We start from the raw sequence: 15457 nt of genomic DNA on the forward strand, positions 1-15457 counted from the left end.
CATGGAACTCAATGCCAACGCAGCGCTGATTCTGATCGACCAGCAACAGGGAATCCTTCAGCCCAGGCTCGGCCCGCGCAACAATCCCGAGGCCGAGGAGCGCATGGCCGAGCTTCTGGCCAGGTGGCGCCAGGCCGCGCGCCCGGTGATCCACGTGCAGCATCTGTCCCGTTCGCCGGATTCGGTGTTCTGGCCCGAGCAATCGGGGGTGGAGTTCCAGCCGCAGTTTGTGCCGGGGGCCGGCGAGGAGTTGATTCAGAAGCAGGTGCCGGATGCATTTTCTGGCACCGGGCTGGAAGGGCTATTGCGCAAGGCAGGGATCGGGCAATTGGTCATCGTCGGCGTGGCCACCCACAACTCGGTGGAGGCGACGGCGCGAACCGCGGGCAATCTGGGGTTTGCGACCTGGGTGGTCGAGGACGCCTGCTACACCTTCGACAAGGTCGACTTCTTTGGTCGGCTGCGTTCGGCGCATGAGGTGCACGGGATGTCCCTGGGCAACCTGCACGGCGAATATGCCACCGTGATCAATAGCGCCGAGCTTCTATAAAAGCCGGATAGCCGTGACAACACGGTGCAGGTCGCACCGGGTTGTCATGGCCGCGCATGAGGATCAGTGCATCAAGCGCCGTGGCACTTCTTGAACTTCTTGCTGCTGCCGCACGGGCATGGGTCGTTGCGACCGACATCTTTCAGGGTATTGCGCACCGGTTCCTGGGGCGCATGGTTGCAATGCGGACCGTGTACATGGCCATGGTCGTGATCATGGGCGTGGTGATCATGATCGTGATCGTGGTTGCAGTCAGGGCCATGGACATGGGGTTGCTGGGTCATCGGTGTCACTCCGGAATAAAATCGCCGGGAATTATCTCGCCATTGCGCTTCAGGTGCACGTCATAGCCGATGAATAATCCGGTTTCTAACTCGCCTTCCAGGCGATAGGGGATGGGTTGTCGCGGGTTGCGCAGCAATTTCACCACGTCGCGCACCTGGGGCCAGAGGTTGGTGCGCACCGCCACCTTGAAATAACCACTGCTTTTGGGCCCCACGGTAAACCAGTGTTCGTGCTCGCCTTCGGCCAGCAGCAGGCGGTCGAGGTGGATCCGGTACGTCAGGTGGCGCACCGTGAGGTCGGAGTCGTTGGGGTTGTCGACGCGAAACAGCAGGCGAAAGCGCTGCTCCAGCATATTGGCGCGAATCACTTCGACCTTGACCAGGTGCACTTGGGGATCGACGGTGTCATCGACGAACCAGGACGCGCACCCCGAGAGGCCTAGCACCCAAAGCAGGCTGATTGTCCTTAATACGCGCAGCTCAGAAACCATGCCATTACTCCGTTTGAACTCCCAGTCTAGCAACCGTGGGCGCGGGGTAAGGGTTGGGTCACGGCCAGGGGCTCAAGGGGTGAGGTAGCTGGCGCAGCATTTCTTGTATTTCTGCCCGCTGGCGCAGGGGCAGGCGTCGTTGCGGCCGGCCTTGAACCCGACTGTCGGGTCGATGAAGTACCAGTGGCCGTTGTTCTGCACGAACGAAGAGCGCTCGCGGTGGCTGTGCTCGCCGTTGCTGTCATGCCAGCGCGCGGTGAAGGTGACGAAGGCGTGTTCGGGCTGGCCGCCGAAGACTTCGGAGCTTTCCACCTCCAGCCCGAGCCAGGTGCTTTGAGCACTCCAGTCGCTGATGGCCTGGCGGTCCAGGCCGGCCTGCTGCACCGGCAGGGTGGTGGCCACAATGTAGTCCACCAGGCCCAGAACATAGGCGCTGTAGCGCGAACGCATCAGCGCTTCGGCGCAGGGGGCCGGATGGCCGGCGTGGTAATGGCCGCAGCAGGCATCCAGCAGGGTGCCGCTACCACAAGGACAAATCGACATACTCATTGCGTTACCACCAATACTTTCCGAAGTTTTCCGGGTTGGCCCAGAACCGTGAGTTGAGCCAGTCCGGCACTTGCTTGTATTCAAGCAGATCGTAGGTAAACAGGGTCAGCACCTGCTCTTCACGCTGGAAGCGTTCGCTGGCCTGCAACGCGAGGGAGAAAAAATCCGTCTCCTGCCAGCCGCAGGCCGCCAGGTCGGCCAGCACCGCGATGCGGCTGGCGTTGAGGTTGCGGATCCCGCCGAGCAGGTTCAGCCCATCTCGCTTGGGCAGGTGTTCCAGGCAATCGACCACCACCGCCAGGTCGAAACGGCGTGCCGCCAGTTCCGCCGGCAAGGGGCCGGGCGCGGTTTGGGCAACCTGGCAGTCGGGGTGCGCCAGCTTGAACGCGGCGAGGGCCGGGAAGTCGCTGGCGCCGATCAGCAGCAGGTGTTGTGGGGCATAGCGGTCCAGCAGCGCCGCCAGGGCTTGCTGGGGCGTGCGCGAAGAAATACCAGCAGTCATCGAAGATCCTCAATCAGAACTGCAGAGACTAGCGCGCCCGAACGCCCGGGCCTAGAGCGCTTGTCTCGAAATAGCCGAAGCCCCCAACAAATACAGGACCCAAACCGCCATGGCCTATTGCTGGCGCAGATTAAAAGCGCGGTCTTTACTCCCTGAATCGGCTCCGGGCCGATCCCCTACGGAGAACACCTTGATGAGCATAGTTCGCACAGCACTACCCTTGGTTCTGCTAACCAGTGTGTTGACTGGTTGCGCAGGTTTGCAGAAAACCGACTGGCCGACCTGTGCCGCCGTCGGGGGCGTCACCGGTGCGGCGCTCGGTGCGACCGAAAGCGCGTCCTGGGCCGGCGGTGGCGCCTTGGTGGTAGGCGGCCTGGCCGGTGCCTATTGCTGGGTCCACGGCGATGGCGACGAAGACGGCGACGGTGTGCCGGACAGCCGCGACAAGTGCCCGCACACGCCTAAAGGCGTGCCGGTCGATGCCAATGGCTGCCCACCGGTTCCGGTGGCGGTGGTCGAAGAGGTCGTAGTGGTCAAGGAAGAAACCATCGTCATCCGCGATGTGCACTTCGAGTTCGACTCGGCCAGGCTGACCGGCGCCGATAAAACCAAGCTCGACACCATCGCCACACGCTTGAAACAGGAAGCCGCGTCGGCGCAACTGCGCGTGACCGGGCACACCGACAGTGTCGGCAGTGATGCCTATAACCAGCGGCTTTCGGATAAACGTGCGCATTCGGTGACCGATTACCTGATCAACGCCGGCGTGCCACGCAGCAGCTTCGTCTCAGTGTCCGGTGCCGGTGAAAGCCAGCCAGTGGCCGACAACAAAACCGCTGAGGGGCGCGCCCTGAACCGGCGGACGGAAATCAAGATCAACCGCTGATCCTTCTATATAAGCAGCCTTGCCCCGGGGTGGCCGTGATTGCGGCTATCCAGGGGCCTCCCCTGTTTGTTGCCCCCCGCAGCGCTTTGCCGCTCGTCCTTGAACCTCTATGTCGAAGAATTTTTCCCAGGCGCTGGCTAATTCCCGGGATTAGTCGTTACTGTGCGCGCAAAGAAAAATTCACATAGGGGGAGCGTATGAAGGTCTTTTGGGGGCTGGGGAAAATCTTGACCCTGGTGTTCTGGCTGGTGGTGCTGATCAACCTGGCCAAGCCGTTGATCAATCCGCTGCATTTATTGGTCAATCTGGCGGGCAGCCTGCTGTTGCTCACCCATTTGCTGGAGCTGGTGCTGTTCAACGGCAGCCTCAAAGGTCGCAGCAACCCTTGGCGGGATCGCCTGCAGATCCTGTTGGTGGGGATTTTTCATCTGCAAGGCATCCCCCATTCGCCCCGCCTGGAGGCTGATCATGCGTAAATTCTGCCTGCTGGCGCTGCTGTGCAGCCCCCTGGCCGTGGCCCAAGTGGTGACGGTGGAAACCAACTCCCTGATGCGCTTGCCCAACACCACCAGCACCCTGCAACTGGAGCGCCTGGAGGTGTCCGACTACGGCACCTTGTTGATCCCGTCCAATGTCACCGAGCTTCAGGTCGGTGAACTGCACCTGGGCCGTGAAGCTCGGATCGCCATTGTCCCCGCCGAACAGGCACTGCAACTGACGGTGCGGCGTGCCGAACTGGAACCGGGCAGCCAGATCACCTCGCGCGGTGCTCCGGGCACTTATCAAAAACCGGCCAAGGCCGGACGCAATCTTGCCTTGCGCATCGAATCGCTGAATGGCCCGGAGTTGTCGGTGGATGCCCGTGGCGGTGCCGGGGCTCCGGGTTTTGTCGGCCTGGATGGGGCCAATGGCCAGGAACCGGGCTGCACCTGGGGCCAGGCCGGGCGCGGTGCCGATGGCGACAACGGCGGCGATGGCCGCCCGGGCGCGCCGGGGGCACAGGTTCGGGTGGAACTGCCGCGTGACTATCCGGCCGAGCAGATCAAGGTTGTGGTCGATGGCGGTGCCGGCGGTCTGGCGGGGCCTGCGGGCAAGCCGGGCGCAGGTGGCAAGTCCAAGGGCTGCTACGTCTATCGTGCCGACGGTGGCAAGAGTGGACGCCCGGGGGCTGAAGGCCAGCCGGGGCCCGCAGGGCCAGCAGGTTCGGTGACGCTCCAGCGGTTGTAAGACAGACGGGCGCCTGCCAGGGCGTTAAGGCGGGCCGGTACGTTTCCTTACACGTGCCGGCCCGTTTTCGTACCGGCCCTAGAACATCGGCCGTGCCGCAGCCAAGGCCACCAGCACCAGGCCGATAATCAGGTTGCAGCCTACCAGTCGGCGGATCTTGCCCAGGGCCGCAGCGCCTGCCGGCCAGTCCTCGGCCACCACCGCGTTACGCAGCTCCGGCAACTGCAACGACTGGATGCGGATAAACAGCGCGGTCATTACCAGGTACAGGCCGATCATCACCTGCACATAACGCGGCGCGGTCTCGAAGCCGTTGAAGCGCAGTTGGATCAGGCCGACGCCGCTGATCGGCAAAACCGCCACCGCGACCCAGACCCAGACAAAAAAACGCTGAAACACTTCTACCCAGAGCTTCAGGCGCGTCGGGCCTTCAAGTGCCGCCCCAGCCGCCGGACGCAACACCATCCAGGCGAAAAACATGCCGCCGACCCAGACCAGGGCCGCCAGGACATGCAGGGTGTAAGCAAGGGCAAAAGCTGTCATTCGGGTACTCCGTTCTGCGCGGGATGAATTAGCGGGTTATGATAGCGGCCGATCCGAACCACTGAAAATTTATCCAGCGTTTTTCGCGCCCAAAGACCATGATCAGCAACGAACTCAAAACCACGATCCAGGGCGCTTACTCGCGTTTTCTCGAAGCCAAGAGCCTCAAGCCGCGTTACGGCCAGCGCCTGATGATCGCCGAAGTGGCCAAGGTCCTTGGCGACATCGATACCGATGAAGAAGGTCGGCGCAGTGGCGACCCGGCCGTAGTGGCCGTGGAAGCCGGCACCGGCACCGGGAAAACCGTGGCCTACAGCCTGGCCGCCATCCCCACCGCCAAGGCCGCCGGCAAGCGCCTGGTAATCGCCACCGCGACCGTCGCCCTGCAGGAGCAGATCGTCTACAAAGACCTGCCCGACCTGATGCGCAACAGCGGGCTGAATTTCACCTTCTCCCTGGCCAAGGGCCGCGGGCGCTATATGTGCCTGTCCAAGCTCGACATGCTGCTGCAGGAAGGCCACGCGCAAACCGCCACTGCCCAGCTGTTCGAGGAAGAAGGCTTCAAGATCGAAGTCGATGAAGCCAGCCAGAAGCTGTTCACCAGCATGATCGAGAAACTCGCCGGCAATAAATGGGACGGCGACCGCGACAGCTGGCCCACCGCACTCGAAGATTCCGACTGGGCACGCCTGACCACCGACCACAGCCAGTGCACCAATCGCCATTGCCCGAACTTCGGCCAGTGCGCCTTCTACAAGGCCCGCGAAGGCATGGGCAAGGTCGACGTGATTGTCACCAACCACGACATGGTCCTGGCCGACCTGGCCCTGGGCGGCGGTGCCGTGCTGCCTGACCCGCGTGACACGCTGTATGTGTTCGACGAAGGCCACCACCTGCCGGACAAGGCCATCGGCCACTTCGCCCACTACACCCGCTTGCGTTCCACCGCCGATTGGCTGGAGCAGACTGCCAAGAACCTGACCAAGCTGCTGGCCCAGCATCCGCTGCCGGGCGACCTCGGCAAGCTGATCGAGCAGGTGCCGGAGCTGGCGCGGGAGATCAAGACCCAGCAGCAGTTCATGTTCACCGCCTGTGAACAACTGGCTGACTTCAAGACCGGCGAAGACATGGAGGGCCGCGAGCGGCCGCGCCATCGGTTTGTCGGCGGGGTCATTCCCGAGCACATGCGCGAGATGGGCATCGAGCTGAAGAAGGGTTTTTCACGCCTGACCGACCTGTTCACCCGCCTCACCGACCTGCTCAAGGAAGGCATGGATGGCGAGGTCAATATCGGCATCGCCAGCAACCAGGCCGAAGAATGGTACCCACTGTTCGGCAGCCTGCTGTCCCGGGCCCAGGGCAACTGGGAGCTGTGGACCGCCTTCACCACCGAAGACCCGGAAGACAACCCGCCCATGGCCCGTTGGCTGACCCTGGCTGAAAGTGGCTCGTTGTTCGATATCGAAGTCAACGCCAGCCCGATCCTGGCTGCGGAAATGCTCCGACGTAACCTGTGGAACGTGGCCTATGGCGCCTTGGTGACTTCGGCCACCCTGACGGCCCTCGGCACGTTCGATCGGTTCCGCATGCGCGCCGGCCTGCCGAAAAAAGCCGTGACCGCCGTGGTCCCCAGCCCCTTCCATCACGCCGATGCCGGTGTGCTGCGGGTTCCGGACCTCAAGGCCGACCCGCGGGACGCGCCGGCCCATACCGCGGCCATCATCCGCGACCTGCCGGAACTGGTGGAAGGCTCGCGCGGCACCCTGGTGCTGTTCTCCTCGCGCAAGCAGATGCAGGACGTGTTCGACGGCCTGGACCGCGACTGGCGCAAGCAAGTGTTCATTCAGGGCAACCTGTCGAAGCAGGAAACCCTGAACAAGCACAAGGCGCGGGTCGATGGTGGTGACTCCAGCGTCCTGTTCGGCCTGGCCAGTTTCGCCGAAGGCGTGGACTTGCCCGGGGCCTACTGCGAGCACGTGGTGATCGCCAAGATCCCGTTCTCGGTGCCGGATGATCCGGTCGAGGCTGCGCTGGCGGAGTGGATCGAGGCCCGGGGCGGCAATCCGTTCATGGAAATCTCCGTGCCCGATGCCTCGCTCAAGCTGGTCCAGGCCTGCGGTCGCCTGCTGCGTACCGAGCAGGACCGCGGCACCATCACCCTGTTGGACCGGCGCCTGGTCACCCAGCGCTACGGCAAGGCTATCCTCAATGCCTTGCCGCCGTTCCGGCGGGAAATTTCTTGAGCGCGGTCTGCAGATTGGCTTCCCGCGCTGTCTATTTCATGTCACCGATTCAACACAGGCCGTTTATCGGTCATTAGGGAGAACCTGGTTCATATGATTCGCCGTTCGTTGCCCGCCGTATTGGCTCTGATGTTCGCCGCGCCGCTGCTTGCCGCGCCTGCCGGACAGCAGACGCTGTTCAACTTTGTCCGGCCCGCGGCTGTGGTCCAGGTGACGACACAGGATGCCGGCCTGCCGCAATCCAATGCAGAGCAAACGGCCGAAGGTGAAGTGCTGCGGCGGGTCACCTTCAACCCGGCGGCGCAGCCGAGCCTGCGCTTGAGCCCGCAAAGTGGTGCCTGGGACTGGTCGCAATCGGGAATGATGAGCCTGCGCATCCAGAGCGCGATGAACTGGGCCCTGACCCTCTACGTGAAAATCCAGAGCAATGACGGCAAGACCCTGGTCAGCCGCATCGATCTGCCGGCCGGGCCGGCGCAAACCCTGTTGGTACCGCTGGTGGCCAGCTCGCCGTTGAGCCAGGGCATGAAGGCCGGGCCGCCGATGCCGATGACCGTGGACGGGCAGCGCATTCTGCTGGCCAGCAGCCAAGGCGAGCTGGATCGCAGTCAGGTGGTGTCGGTCACCTTGTCGATGGAACAACCCAAGGCCGCCCAGAGCATTCTGCTTGAGCGCTTCGGCGTGCAGGACGGCGAGGGCGTGGTCAAGGCGGTCTACGGTTCGCTGGTGGATGGCTACGGCCAGTCGACCCGCGCCCGCTGGCCGGAAAAAATCAGCAGCGACGATCAGTTGAAGACCGCGGCGAGCAAGGAACAGCAGCAGCTCAAGACCTGGCTGGCCGAGCGCGAACGCAGTGCCCTGGACAAGTTCGGCGGCTGGGACAAGGGCGCACCGTTCAAGGCCAGCGGGTTTTTCCGCACCGAGAAGCGTGACGGGCGCTGGTACCTGGTCACCCCCGAAGGCCATCCGTTTTATTCCCTGGGGGTCAATGCGGTCACTGCCGAGAACAGCCAGACCTATATAGCCGGCCGCGAATGGATGTTCCCGGCCCTGCCCAAGCCCGGTGAGCCTCTGGCCGGTTTTTACGGCGAGGGCGATAACCGTGGCGGCAACGGCGCCGACCAGGGCCGCGCTTATAACAGTGGCCGCTGGTACGACTTTTACGCGGCCAACTTGCAGCGCACCTACGGCGTGCCTTGCGCAGCTGGCAGCGAAACCCAGCCCGGTATAGCCGACGCGGCCAAGGCCGATGCCCGGCAGGCGCAACAGACAGCCGCGCCTGCCACTGCGACGACCGCGCCGTGCGCCCCTGAGGCCCTGGACACCAAGCGCTGGGTCAGTCACACCCAGGACCGCTTGCAGGCCTGGGGCTTCAACACCGTCGGCAACTGGAGCGCCTCGGCGCTTGAAGACAAAGCGCGGGTGCCTTACACCCTGCCGCTGTCGATCGTCGGCGACTACACCAGCATCAGCACCGGCAGCGACTGGTGGGGCGGCATGCCCGACCCGTTCGACCCGCGTTTTGCCATGGCCACCGAGCGTGCGGTAGCCATCGCTGCCCGCGACCATCGGGATGACCCTTGGTTGATCGGCTACTTTGCCGACAACGAACTGGCCTGGGCCGGTCCCGGTGATGGCCCCAAAGCCCGCTACGCCCTGGCCTACGGCACCTTGCGCATGACCACCGACGTGCCGGCCAAACGGGCGTTTCTCAAGCAGTTGCGCGACAAATACCGTAACCAGGCCGGCCTGTCGAAGGCCTGGGGCATTGATCTGCCTGCCTGGGAGCTGATGGAAGACCCGGGTTTCGAGCCGCCGCTGCCGAACCCCGAGCACCCGGAAATCGAAGCCGACTTCAAATACTTCCAGAAAGTGTTTGCCGATACCTACTTCAAGACCATCTCCGATTCGCTGAAGTGGCATGCGCCGAACCACTTGCTGCTGGGCGGTCGTTTCGCCATCAGCACCCCGGAGGCCGTGACCTCCTGTGCCCAGTACTGCGACGTGTTGAGCTTCAACATGTACACCCTCAAGCCCCAGGACGGTTATGACTTCGCCCAACTGCGCAGCCTGGACAAGCCGGTACTGATCACCGAATTCAACTTCGGCTCCCGTGACCGTGGCCCGTTCTGGGGTGGCGTGACCGAATTGGCCCGTGAAGAAGATCGCGCGCCGGCCTATGCCAATTTCCTCAAGCAGGCGATCAGCGAGCCGTCGATTGTCGGTGTGCACTGGTTCCAGTACCTCGACCAGCCGGTGACCGGTCGCCTGCTGGATGGCGAGAATGGCCACTTCGGCTTGGTGGGTATCACCGACCTGCCGTTCCAGGGGTTCGTCGACAGCGTGCGCAAGAGCAACCTGCTGACCGTCGATCAACTGGGCGCCGAGGTCGAAAAGGCCAAGGCTGAAGCCGACAAGGCTGCCGCTGCCGAAAGCCATGGTGGCGACGGTGGCAAAAAGGCTCATGACAGCAAGGACGGCGGCGCCGGCCGCGCAGGCGGGCATTCCGGCAACGGTCATTGATCACGAGGGGGCAGCTTGCAGGCTGCCCCTTTCGTATCCGCTGGGGCATCGGGCAAAACCCTCGGGTGTCTCAGGTTCGCGCGAATTTCATCACCGGCTGGCATCTGTTCCCAAAACCGCCTGGGGCTGAAACAATGCGTGCCACTTTGTAGAGCATGGGTTCGGGGGGAGTCACGGGTGCAGATTCAAGGTCATTACGAGCTTAAATTCGAGGCCGTGCGTGAAGCCTTCGCGGCCCTCTTTGAAGATTCCCAGGAGCGCGGCGCGGCGCTGTGCATTCAGGTCGGCGGTGAAACCGTGATCGACCTCTGGGCCGGTACTGCCGACAAAGACGGCGCCGAGGCCTGGCACAGCGACACCATTGCCAACCTGTTCTCCTGCACCAAGACCTTTACCGCAGTGACCGCGCTGCAACTGGTGGCCGAAGGCAAGCTCAAGCTGGACGCGCCGGTGGCGCAGTACTGGCCGGAATTCGCCGCCGCCGGCAAACAAGCCATCACCCTGCGTCAGTTGCTGTGCCATCAGGCCGGCCTGCCGGCGCTGCGCGAGATGCTCGCGCCAGAGGCGCTGTACGAATGGCAGACCATGGTCGACGCCCTGGCCGCGGAGCAACCCTGGTGGACGCCGGGTGAAGGCCATGGGTATGCCGCTATCACTTACGGCTGGCTGGTCGGCGAATTGCTGCGTCGAGCCGATGGCCGGGGGCCGGGGGAGTCGATCGTGGCTCGCGTGGCCAAGCCATTGGGCCTGGATTTTCACGTCGGCCTGGCGGATTCGGAGTTCTACCGGGTGGCGCATATTGCCCGGGGCAAGGGCAATGTCGGTGATGCCGCCGCCCAGCGCCTGCTGCAAGTGACGATGCGCGAGCCCACTGCCATGACCACCCGGGCGTTTACCAATCCGCCGTCTATCATGACCAGCACCAACAAACCTGAGTGGCGACGCATGCAGCAGCCGGCGGCCAATGGGCATGGCAATGCCCGCAGCCTGGCCGGTTTCTACAGTGGCCTGCTTGATGGCAGCCTGCTGGAAGCGGACATGCTCGACGAGTTGACCCGTGAGCACAGCATTGGCATGGACAAGACTCTGCTGACCCAGACCCGTTTCGGCCTGGGCTGCATGCTGGACCAACCGGATGTGCCGAACGCGACTTTTGGCCTGGGTGCCCGGGCCTTTGGTCATCCGGGGGCGGGCGGTTCCACCGGTTTTGCTGACCCGGAGCATGATGTGGCCTTCGGTTTTGTGACAAATACCCTTGGGCCTTATGTATTGATGGATCCGCGGGCGCAGAAGCTGGCGAGGGTTTTGTCGGATTGTCTGTAAAAAGGTTGCTGTTAAGAACTTTTTTGCTTAAACATGCTGGAATAGCTGCAAGGTGGAACCTTGTGGCTTTTATAATTTCCAAGCGTCTGTTTACGGGTCGCTCAGACCGTAATTATTTATCTCATTTTGTGGATATCCCATGTCGTCGAACAAGTCTTTAGCCCTGGCCATTTGCCTCACAGTTACCGGTTGTGCTCAAACGCCGCAAAATGACGCAGAAGGTGGCCATTGGTGGTCGTTCGGTTCCGATAAGGCGACCAACAACAGCGCCGCAGAGCCTGCACAAAAAGCCCCCGTGGCTGCAGCCCCGGCCCCGGCTCCAGCTCCAGCGGCAAAGCCTGCAGCAGCCCCAGCCGGCAAGGCCACCGCCGCCGCCAAGCCTGCAGCCCCGGCCGTCAAAGCCGCCGCCGCGCCAGCCCCGGCTGCCAAGCCCGCCGCGATTGCCGCTGTCGAGCCTGCACCGGCCGCCGCCGCTGCTCCAGCAGCCAAGAGCGAAAGCAGCAGCTGGTGGTGGCCGTTTTCCTCCAAGGACGACGCTGGCGACAAGCCGGTAGCCGAAGCCAAGAAAGCTGAACCGGCACCGGCTCCAAGCGTTGCCAAGGCTGACACCGGCAAGAACTGGTGGTGGCCATTTGGCCCGAGCGAGCCAAAGCCGCTGAGCAAGGTCGATGTCACTGATATCCCGATGCCTGATCCGAAAATCACCCAAGCCTGGCTGGATGACTACGAGCCTCGCCTGCGTGAAGCGATCAAGGACAGCAAGCTGCAACTGGAACGCCGCGAAAACGTACTGGTGGTCACCGCTCTGGTCGACGGTTCGTTCAACCCGGACCGTCCAGCCATGCTGCTGCCGGTGACCCTGGGTCCATTCACCCGCGTCGCCAAGGCGGTTGAAGGCGACTCCAAGACTGCGGTCCTGGTGCTGGGTCACGCCGATACTGTTGGTGCGACTGCCCTGAACCAGAAAATCAGCCGTGACCGTGCGCAATCGGTAGCAGCGATCTTCAGCCTCAGCGGCCTGAAACAAGACCGTCTGATGCTGCGCGGCATGGGTTCGGTCATGCCACGTGCGGCCAATGACAGCCCGCAGGGCCGTGCCTTGAACCGCCGCGTGGAAATCATGCTGACCCAGCGCAGCACCATGCTCGGCCTGCTGAGCAAGTACAACCAGCCAACCCCTTCGGAAACTGAAATGGTAGCTGTGCAGGACGTGAAGCCAGCTGTGCCGGCCATTGCCTCGAAAAAAGCCGCACCTGCCAAAAAAGCTGCTCCTGCGAAAAAGGCCGCCACTCCTGCGAAGAAGCCAGCGACCAAGAAAGAACCAGCGAAGAAGGTGGCCCCGACCAAGGCAGCCGCTCCGGCAAAAGCGCCGGCGACCACCGCACAGAACTGATTCTTTAGCGAAAGGAAGCTGCCATGACCCAGGCCCTGGCTGATATGCGCCGCGACTACACGCGTGATGGACTGACCGAAGCCCAGGCTCCGGCCGAGCCCTTCGCCTTGTTTCACCAGTGGTTCGCAGACGCGGTGAAAACCGAACAGCCACCGGTGGAGGCCAATGCCATGACGCTGGCGACCGTCGACTCCGATGGCCGCCCGCATTGCCGCATCCTGTTGCTCAAGGGTTTGGATGAGCAGGGTTTTACCTTTTTCACCAACTACCAGAGCGCCAAGGGTGAGCAGCTTGCGGCTCATCCCTTTGCGGCCATGACCTTCTTCTGGCCGACCCTCGAGCGTCAGGTGCGCATCGAGGGCCGGGTGGTCAAGGTCAGCCCGCAGGAGTCCGACGATTATTACCAGGTACGTCCACTGGGCAGCCGCCTGGGGGCCTGGGCATCGCCCCAGAGTCGGGTGATCGATGGGCGCGGGGAGCTGGAGCAATTGCTCAAGGCGACCGAGGCGCGCTTCAGTGACAGTCAGCCCGATTGTCCGGAGCATTGGGGCGGTTACCGCCTGCTGCCCGAGCGTATCGAGTTCTGGCAAGGTCGCCCAAGCCGTCTGCACGATCGCCTGAACTATCGTGTACAGGGCGCTGACTGGGTGCGTGAACGCCTGGCACCTTAAGGTTTCAGGTCAGGCGCCGGGATAACCGGTCGCGGCGGCTGCCAGCCACTGCGGCAGGTCCCGGCGTTTTACTTTCTGCTGATGGGCATTAGCCAGTTGTTGCAGCATGAAGGCTTTTTTCTGCTCATCCGCACCGGCCAGGGAAAGCGCCAGGTCGCGGTCCATCCAGCGTTTGATCCGCACATACAACCACCAGTGGAAGTACAAGCCGGCGGCGGTGGTGGCAATGATGATGAAGTAATCCATGAGAAGTCCTGTACCTGGGGTGCGCGTAAATTTTGCCTGAGCTTTTTTGAGCGTTTTGGCAGTCTGCGTAGTCTGTACTGAGACTGAATGAAAGCAATTTTATCCGGGCGATGCCGTGACAGGTATCAAGCTGCGGAGTTTAATGACGATCTGTCCTTTGGAGTTGATCCTATGCGTAAGTCTGTTCTGCTAGTTGCTTCCTTCACCATGATGGCGATGTTGCTCGGTGGCTGTGCCTCGAACCTGACCGGTGACTCTTACTCCCGTGATGAAGCGCGTCGTGTGCAGACCGTTCGCATGGGCACCATTGAATCCCTGCGTCCGGTGAAAATCGAAGGCACCAAGACCCCAATCGGCGGCGCTGCTGGCGCCGTGATCGGTGGTGTCGGCGGCAGCGCCATCGGTGGCGGTCGCGGCAGCATCGTCACTGCGGTGATCGGCGCAGTCGCCGGTGGCCTGCTGGGTTCGGCCACCGAGGAAGGCCTGACCCGCACCCAGGGCGTGGAAATCACCGTACGTGAAGACGACGGCAGCATGCGTGCTTATGTGCAGCAGGTGCAGGAAAACGAAGTGTTCCGCGTCGGTGATCGCGTGCGCATCATGACGGTCGATGGCACCAGCCGCGTTACTCGTTGATCGCATCCTGCAAAACAAAACCCCGGTCAGTTGCCTGACCGGGGTTTTTTGTTTTCAGCCTGGGCCAACTCTGGCTCAGGAGGGCAGGGCGTTGCTCTTGCGGCTGGCGGCGGCAGTCACCGCGTAGCCGATCAGGGCGGCGAAGAGCGAGCCGGTGAGGATGCCCATGCGGTCCATGCCGGCGTATTCACTGGTGCCGGGAACAAAGGCCAGGGAGCCGACGAACAGGCTCATGGTGAAGCCGATCCCGCACAGGATCGCCACGCCAAACACTTGTCCCCAGTTGGCGCCACTGGGCAGCGCGGCCAGGCCGCTCTTGACCGCCAGCCAGGTCAGGCCGAATACCCCGACGGTCTTGCCGAGCAGCAGGCCGACGGCGATGCCCATGGGCACGAAGTGGGTGAAGCTCTCGGCGGTGACCCCGGTCAGGGACAGCCCGGCATTGGCGAAGGCGAACAGCGGCAGGATGCCGTAGGCCACCCAAGGGTGCAGGGCGTGTTCCAGGTTGCGCAACGGCGACGGTTCGGCATTGCGAGTGCGCAGCGGGATGCACAGGGCCAGGGTCACGCCGGCCAGGGTGGCATGCACGCCGCTCTTGAGAACGCAGACCCAGAGGATCAGGCCAATGATCATATAGGGCCCGAGCTTGACCACTCCCAGCCGGTTCATGGCCACCAGCGCCGCCACACAGGCTGCCGCCAGCATCAGCGACAGAGTCGACAGCGCCCCGGAGTAGAACACCGCGATGATAATGATCGCGCCCAGGTCGTCGATGATCGCCAGGGTCATCAGGAACAGCTTCAGCGATACCGGCACCCGCTTGCCGAGCAGGGCCAGAACGCCGAGGGCGAAGGCAATGTCGGTGGCAGTCGGGATCGCCCAGCCGTTCAGCGCCGGCGGGTTGTCCTTGTTGAGGAACCAGTAGATCAGCGCCGGCACCAGCATGCCGCCGATTGCCGCGGCGCCCGGGAGCACGATCTGCGACGGCTTGGACAGATGGCCTTCGAGGACTTCGCGCTTGACCTCAAGCCCGATCAGCAGAAAAAACAGCGCCATCAGGCCATCGTTGATCCACAGCAGCAGGGGTTTGGCGATTTTCAGGGCGCCGATCTGGGCCACCACGGGGGTGTCCAGCAAGCCGTTGTACAGCCAGGACAGCGGTGAATTATTGATGATCAGAGCCAGAACTGCGGCGGCAATCAATAACAGACCGCTGGCAGCTTCCAACTGAAAGAAACGAGTGAAAGTACTACGCAGAGGCAAGGTCGCTCTCCATAAAAACGCTAAAGGTGGCACACCCTAACCCGTACCGTTAGTTGTTAAAACAAAAGTTATATTCTTTTTTGTTATAAGCAGAGGAAAAGCGCGCTGCTGAAAATACGGCCTGTCA

Annotated in this window: 17 protein-coding genes; 10 read left to right on the forward strand and 7 right to left on the reverse strand. The window is 62.7% G+C overall.

Going from position 1 to position 15457, the window contains the following annotated elements; genetic code table 11:
* The first annotated feature begins 1 nt into the window (after position 1).
* Complete coding sequence (locus JFU57_RS14305) at positions 2–550, forward strand: cysteine hydrolase family protein (protein WP_201132117.1); 549 nt, start codon at positions 2–4, stop codon at positions 548–550.
* A gap of 71 nt (positions 551–621) precedes the next feature.
* On the opposite strand, the gene JFU57_RS14310 is transcribed toward JFU57_RS14305, so the two are convergent.
* The 4 genes from JFU57_RS14310 to JFU57_RS14325 all read right to left on the reverse strand — a co-directional run bounded on the left by JFU57_RS14310 (position 622) and on the right by JFU57_RS14325 (position 2376).
* Positions 622–834, reverse strand: coding sequence for an SEC-C metal-binding domain-containing protein (locus JFU57_RS14310; RefSeq protein ID WP_043229401.1), 213 nt, complete (start codon positions 832–834; stop codon positions 622–624).
* Positions 835–839: 5 nt separating this feature from the next.
* Complete coding sequence (locus tag JFU57_RS14315; protein ID WP_201129728.1) at positions 840–1325, reverse strand: LEA type 2 family protein; 486 nt, start codon at positions 1323–1325, stop codon at positions 840–842.
* Between the two features lie 72 nt (positions 1326–1397).
* A complete protein-coding gene (locus JFU57_RS14320) occupies positions 1398–1874 on the reverse strand; it encodes a YchJ family protein (RefSeq protein WP_201129730.1) in 477 nt (158 codons plus the stop codon).
* A gap of 4 nt (positions 1875–1878) precedes the next feature.
* Positions 1879–2376 (reverse strand): DUF6231 family protein, encoded by a 498-nt coding sequence (locus tag JFU57_RS14325; RefSeq protein WP_201129732.1) that lies wholly within the window; start codon positions 2374–2376, stop codon positions 1879–1881.
* Positions 2377–2569: 193 nt separating this feature from the next.
* Between JFU57_RS14325 and JFU57_RS14330 the strand changes: the two genes are divergently transcribed.
* The 3 genes from JFU57_RS14330 to JFU57_RS14340 all read left to right on the forward strand — a co-directional run bounded on the left by JFU57_RS14330 (position 2570) and on the right by JFU57_RS14340 (position 4489).
* Positions 2570–3262 carry an OmpA family protein gene (locus tag JFU57_RS14330; RefSeq protein WP_078470147.1) on the forward strand — a complete coding sequence of 231 codons (693 nt, stop codon included), beginning with the start codon at positions 2570–2572 and terminating at the stop codon, positions 3260–3262.
* 197 nt (positions 3263–3459) lie between these two features.
* Positions 3460–3738, forward strand: coding sequence for a DUF1145 domain-containing protein (locus JFU57_RS14335; protein ID WP_020297196.1), 279 nt, complete (start codon positions 3460–3462; stop codon positions 3736–3738).
* Entirely contained in the window at positions 3731–4489 is a 759-nt protein-coding gene (locus tag JFU57_RS14340) for a collagen-like protein (RefSeq protein ID WP_201129734.1), read from the forward strand. The genes JFU57_RS14335 and JFU57_RS14340 overlap by 8 nt, the downstream gene beginning before the upstream one ends.
* A 78-nt stretch (positions 4490–4567) precedes the next feature.
* Here JFU57_RS14340 and JFU57_RS14345 read toward each other — a convergent pair whose 3' ends face one another.
* Positions 4568–5032, reverse strand: a complete 465-nt coding sequence (locus JFU57_RS14345) for a CopD family protein (protein WP_078470150.1) — start codon at positions 5030–5032, stop codon at positions 4568–4570.
* Between the two features lie 98 nt (positions 5033–5130).
* Here JFU57_RS14345 and dinG point away from each other — a divergent pair, with 98 nt between their 5' ends.
* The 5 genes from dinG (at position 5131) to pdxH (ending at position 13185) form a co-directional block, all read left to right on the forward strand.
* Complete coding sequence (gene dinG, locus JFU57_RS14350; RefSeq protein ID WP_078470151.1) at positions 5131–7275, forward strand: ATP-dependent DNA helicase DinG; 2145 nt, start codon at positions 5131–5133, stop codon at positions 7273–7275.
* Positions 7276–7368: 93 nt separating this feature from the next.
* Entirely contained in the window at positions 7369–9798 is a 2430-nt protein-coding gene (locus tag JFU57_RS14355) for a beta-agarase (RefSeq protein WP_201129736.1), read from the forward strand.
* A 177-nt stretch (positions 9799–9975) separates the two neighbouring features.
* Positions 9976–11121 carry a serine hydrolase gene (locus JFU57_RS14360; RefSeq protein ID WP_201129738.1) on the forward strand — a complete coding sequence of 382 codons (1146 nt, stop codon included), beginning with the start codon at positions 9976–9978 and terminating at the stop codon, positions 11119–11121.
* Positions 11122–11260: 139 nt separating this feature from the next.
* The gene (locus JFU57_RS14365) at positions 11261–12514 is read left to right on the forward strand and encodes an OmpA family protein (RefSeq protein ID WP_201129740.1); all 1254 of its coding nucleotides are present in this window, start codon (positions 11261–11263) and stop codon (positions 12512–12514) included.
* Positions 12515–12537: 23 nt separating this feature from the next.
* Positions 12538–13185, forward strand: coding sequence for a pyridoxamine 5'-phosphate oxidase (gene pdxH / locus JFU57_RS14370; protein WP_078470155.1), 648 nt, complete (start codon positions 12538–12540; stop codon positions 13183–13185).
* Between the two features lie 9 nt (positions 13186–13194).
* Here the strand turns inward: pdxH and JFU57_RS14375 are convergent, their stop codons facing one another.
* A complete protein-coding gene (locus tag JFU57_RS14375; RefSeq protein WP_201129742.1) occupies positions 13195–13431 on the reverse strand; it encodes a hypothetical protein in 237 nt (78 codons plus the stop codon).
* A 171-nt stretch (positions 13432–13602) separates the two neighbouring features.
* On the opposite strand from JFU57_RS14375, the gene JFU57_RS14380 reads away from it, so the two are divergent.
* Entirely contained in the window at positions 13603–14067 is a 465-nt protein-coding gene (locus JFU57_RS14380; protein ID WP_201129744.1) for a glycine zipper 2TM domain-containing protein, read from the forward strand.
* A 75-nt stretch (positions 14068–14142) separates the two neighbouring features.
* Here JFU57_RS14380 and nhaA read toward each other — a convergent pair whose 3' ends face one another.
* The gene (gene nhaA, locus JFU57_RS14385) at positions 14143–15330 is read right to left on the reverse strand and encodes a Na+/H+ antiporter NhaA (RefSeq protein WP_201129746.1); all 1188 of its coding nucleotides are present in this window, start codon (positions 15328–15330) and stop codon (positions 14143–14145) included.
* Positions 15331–15457 lie beyond the last annotated feature (127 nt).

Source organism: Pseudomonas sp. TH07, from assembly GCF_016651285.1.
Classification (GTDB): Bacteria; Pseudomonadota; Gammaproteobacteria; order Pseudomonadales; family Pseudomonadaceae; genus Aquipseudomonas.

Excerpts from the sequence above, each read along its gene's own strand:
- JFU57_RS14325 (WP_201129732.1), bottom strand. The coding sequence starts at position 2,376 with ATGACTGCTGGTATTTCTTCGCGCACGCCCCAGCAAGCCCTGGCGGCG.
- dinG (WP_078470151.1), top strand. The coding sequence starts at position 5,131 with ATGATCAGCAACGAACTCAAAACCACGATCCAGGGCGCTTACTCGCGT.
- JFU57_RS14305 (WP_201132117.1), top strand. The coding sequence starts at position 2 with ATGGAACTCAATGCCAACGCAGCGCTGATTCTGATCGACCAGCAACAG.
- JFU57_RS14330 (WP_078470147.1), top strand. The coding sequence starts at position 2,570 with ATGAGCATAGTTCGCACAGCACTACCCTTGGTTCTGCTAACCAGTGTG.
- JFU57_RS14335 (WP_020297196.1), top strand. The coding sequence starts at position 3,460 with ATGAAGGTCTTTTGGGGGCTGGGGAAAATCTTGACCCTGGTGTTCTGG.
- JFU57_RS14345 (WP_078470150.1), bottom strand. The coding sequence starts at position 5,032 with ATGACAGCTTTTGCCCTTGCTTACACCCTGCATGTCCTGGCGGCCCTG.
- JFU57_RS14315 (WP_201129728.1), bottom strand. The coding sequence starts at position 1,325 with ATGGTTTCTGAGCTGCGCGTATTAAGGACAATCAGCCTGCTTTGGGTG.
- JFU57_RS14320 (WP_201129730.1), bottom strand. The coding sequence starts at position 1,874 with ATGAGTATGTCGATTTGTCCTTGTGGTAGCGGCACCCTGCTGGATGCC.
- JFU57_RS14375 (WP_201129742.1), bottom strand. The coding sequence starts at position 13,431 with ATGGATTACTTCATCATCATTGCCACCACCGCCGCCGGCTTGTACTTC.
- JFU57_RS14310 (WP_043229401.1), bottom strand. The coding sequence starts at position 834 with ATGACCCAGCAACCCCATGTCCATGGCCCTGACTGCAACCACGATCAC.
- JFU57_RS14340 (WP_201129734.1), top strand. The coding sequence starts at position 3,731 with ATGCGTAAATTCTGCCTGCTGGCGCTGCTGTGCAGCCCCCTGGCCGTG.
- JFU57_RS14380 (WP_201129744.1), top strand. The coding sequence starts at position 13,603 with ATGCGTAAGTCTGTTCTGCTAGTTGCTTCCTTCACCATGATGGCGATG.
- pdxH (WP_078470155.1), top strand. The coding sequence starts at position 12,538 with ATGACCCAGGCCCTGGCTGATATGCGCCGCGACTACACGCGTGATGGA.
- JFU57_RS14365 (WP_201129740.1), top strand. The coding sequence starts at position 11,261 with ATGTCGTCGAACAAGTCTTTAGCCCTGGCCATTTGCCTCACAGTTACC.
- JFU57_RS14355 (WP_201129736.1), top strand. The coding sequence starts at position 7,369 with ATGATTCGCCGTTCGTTGCCCGCCGTATTGGCTCTGATGTTCGCCGCG.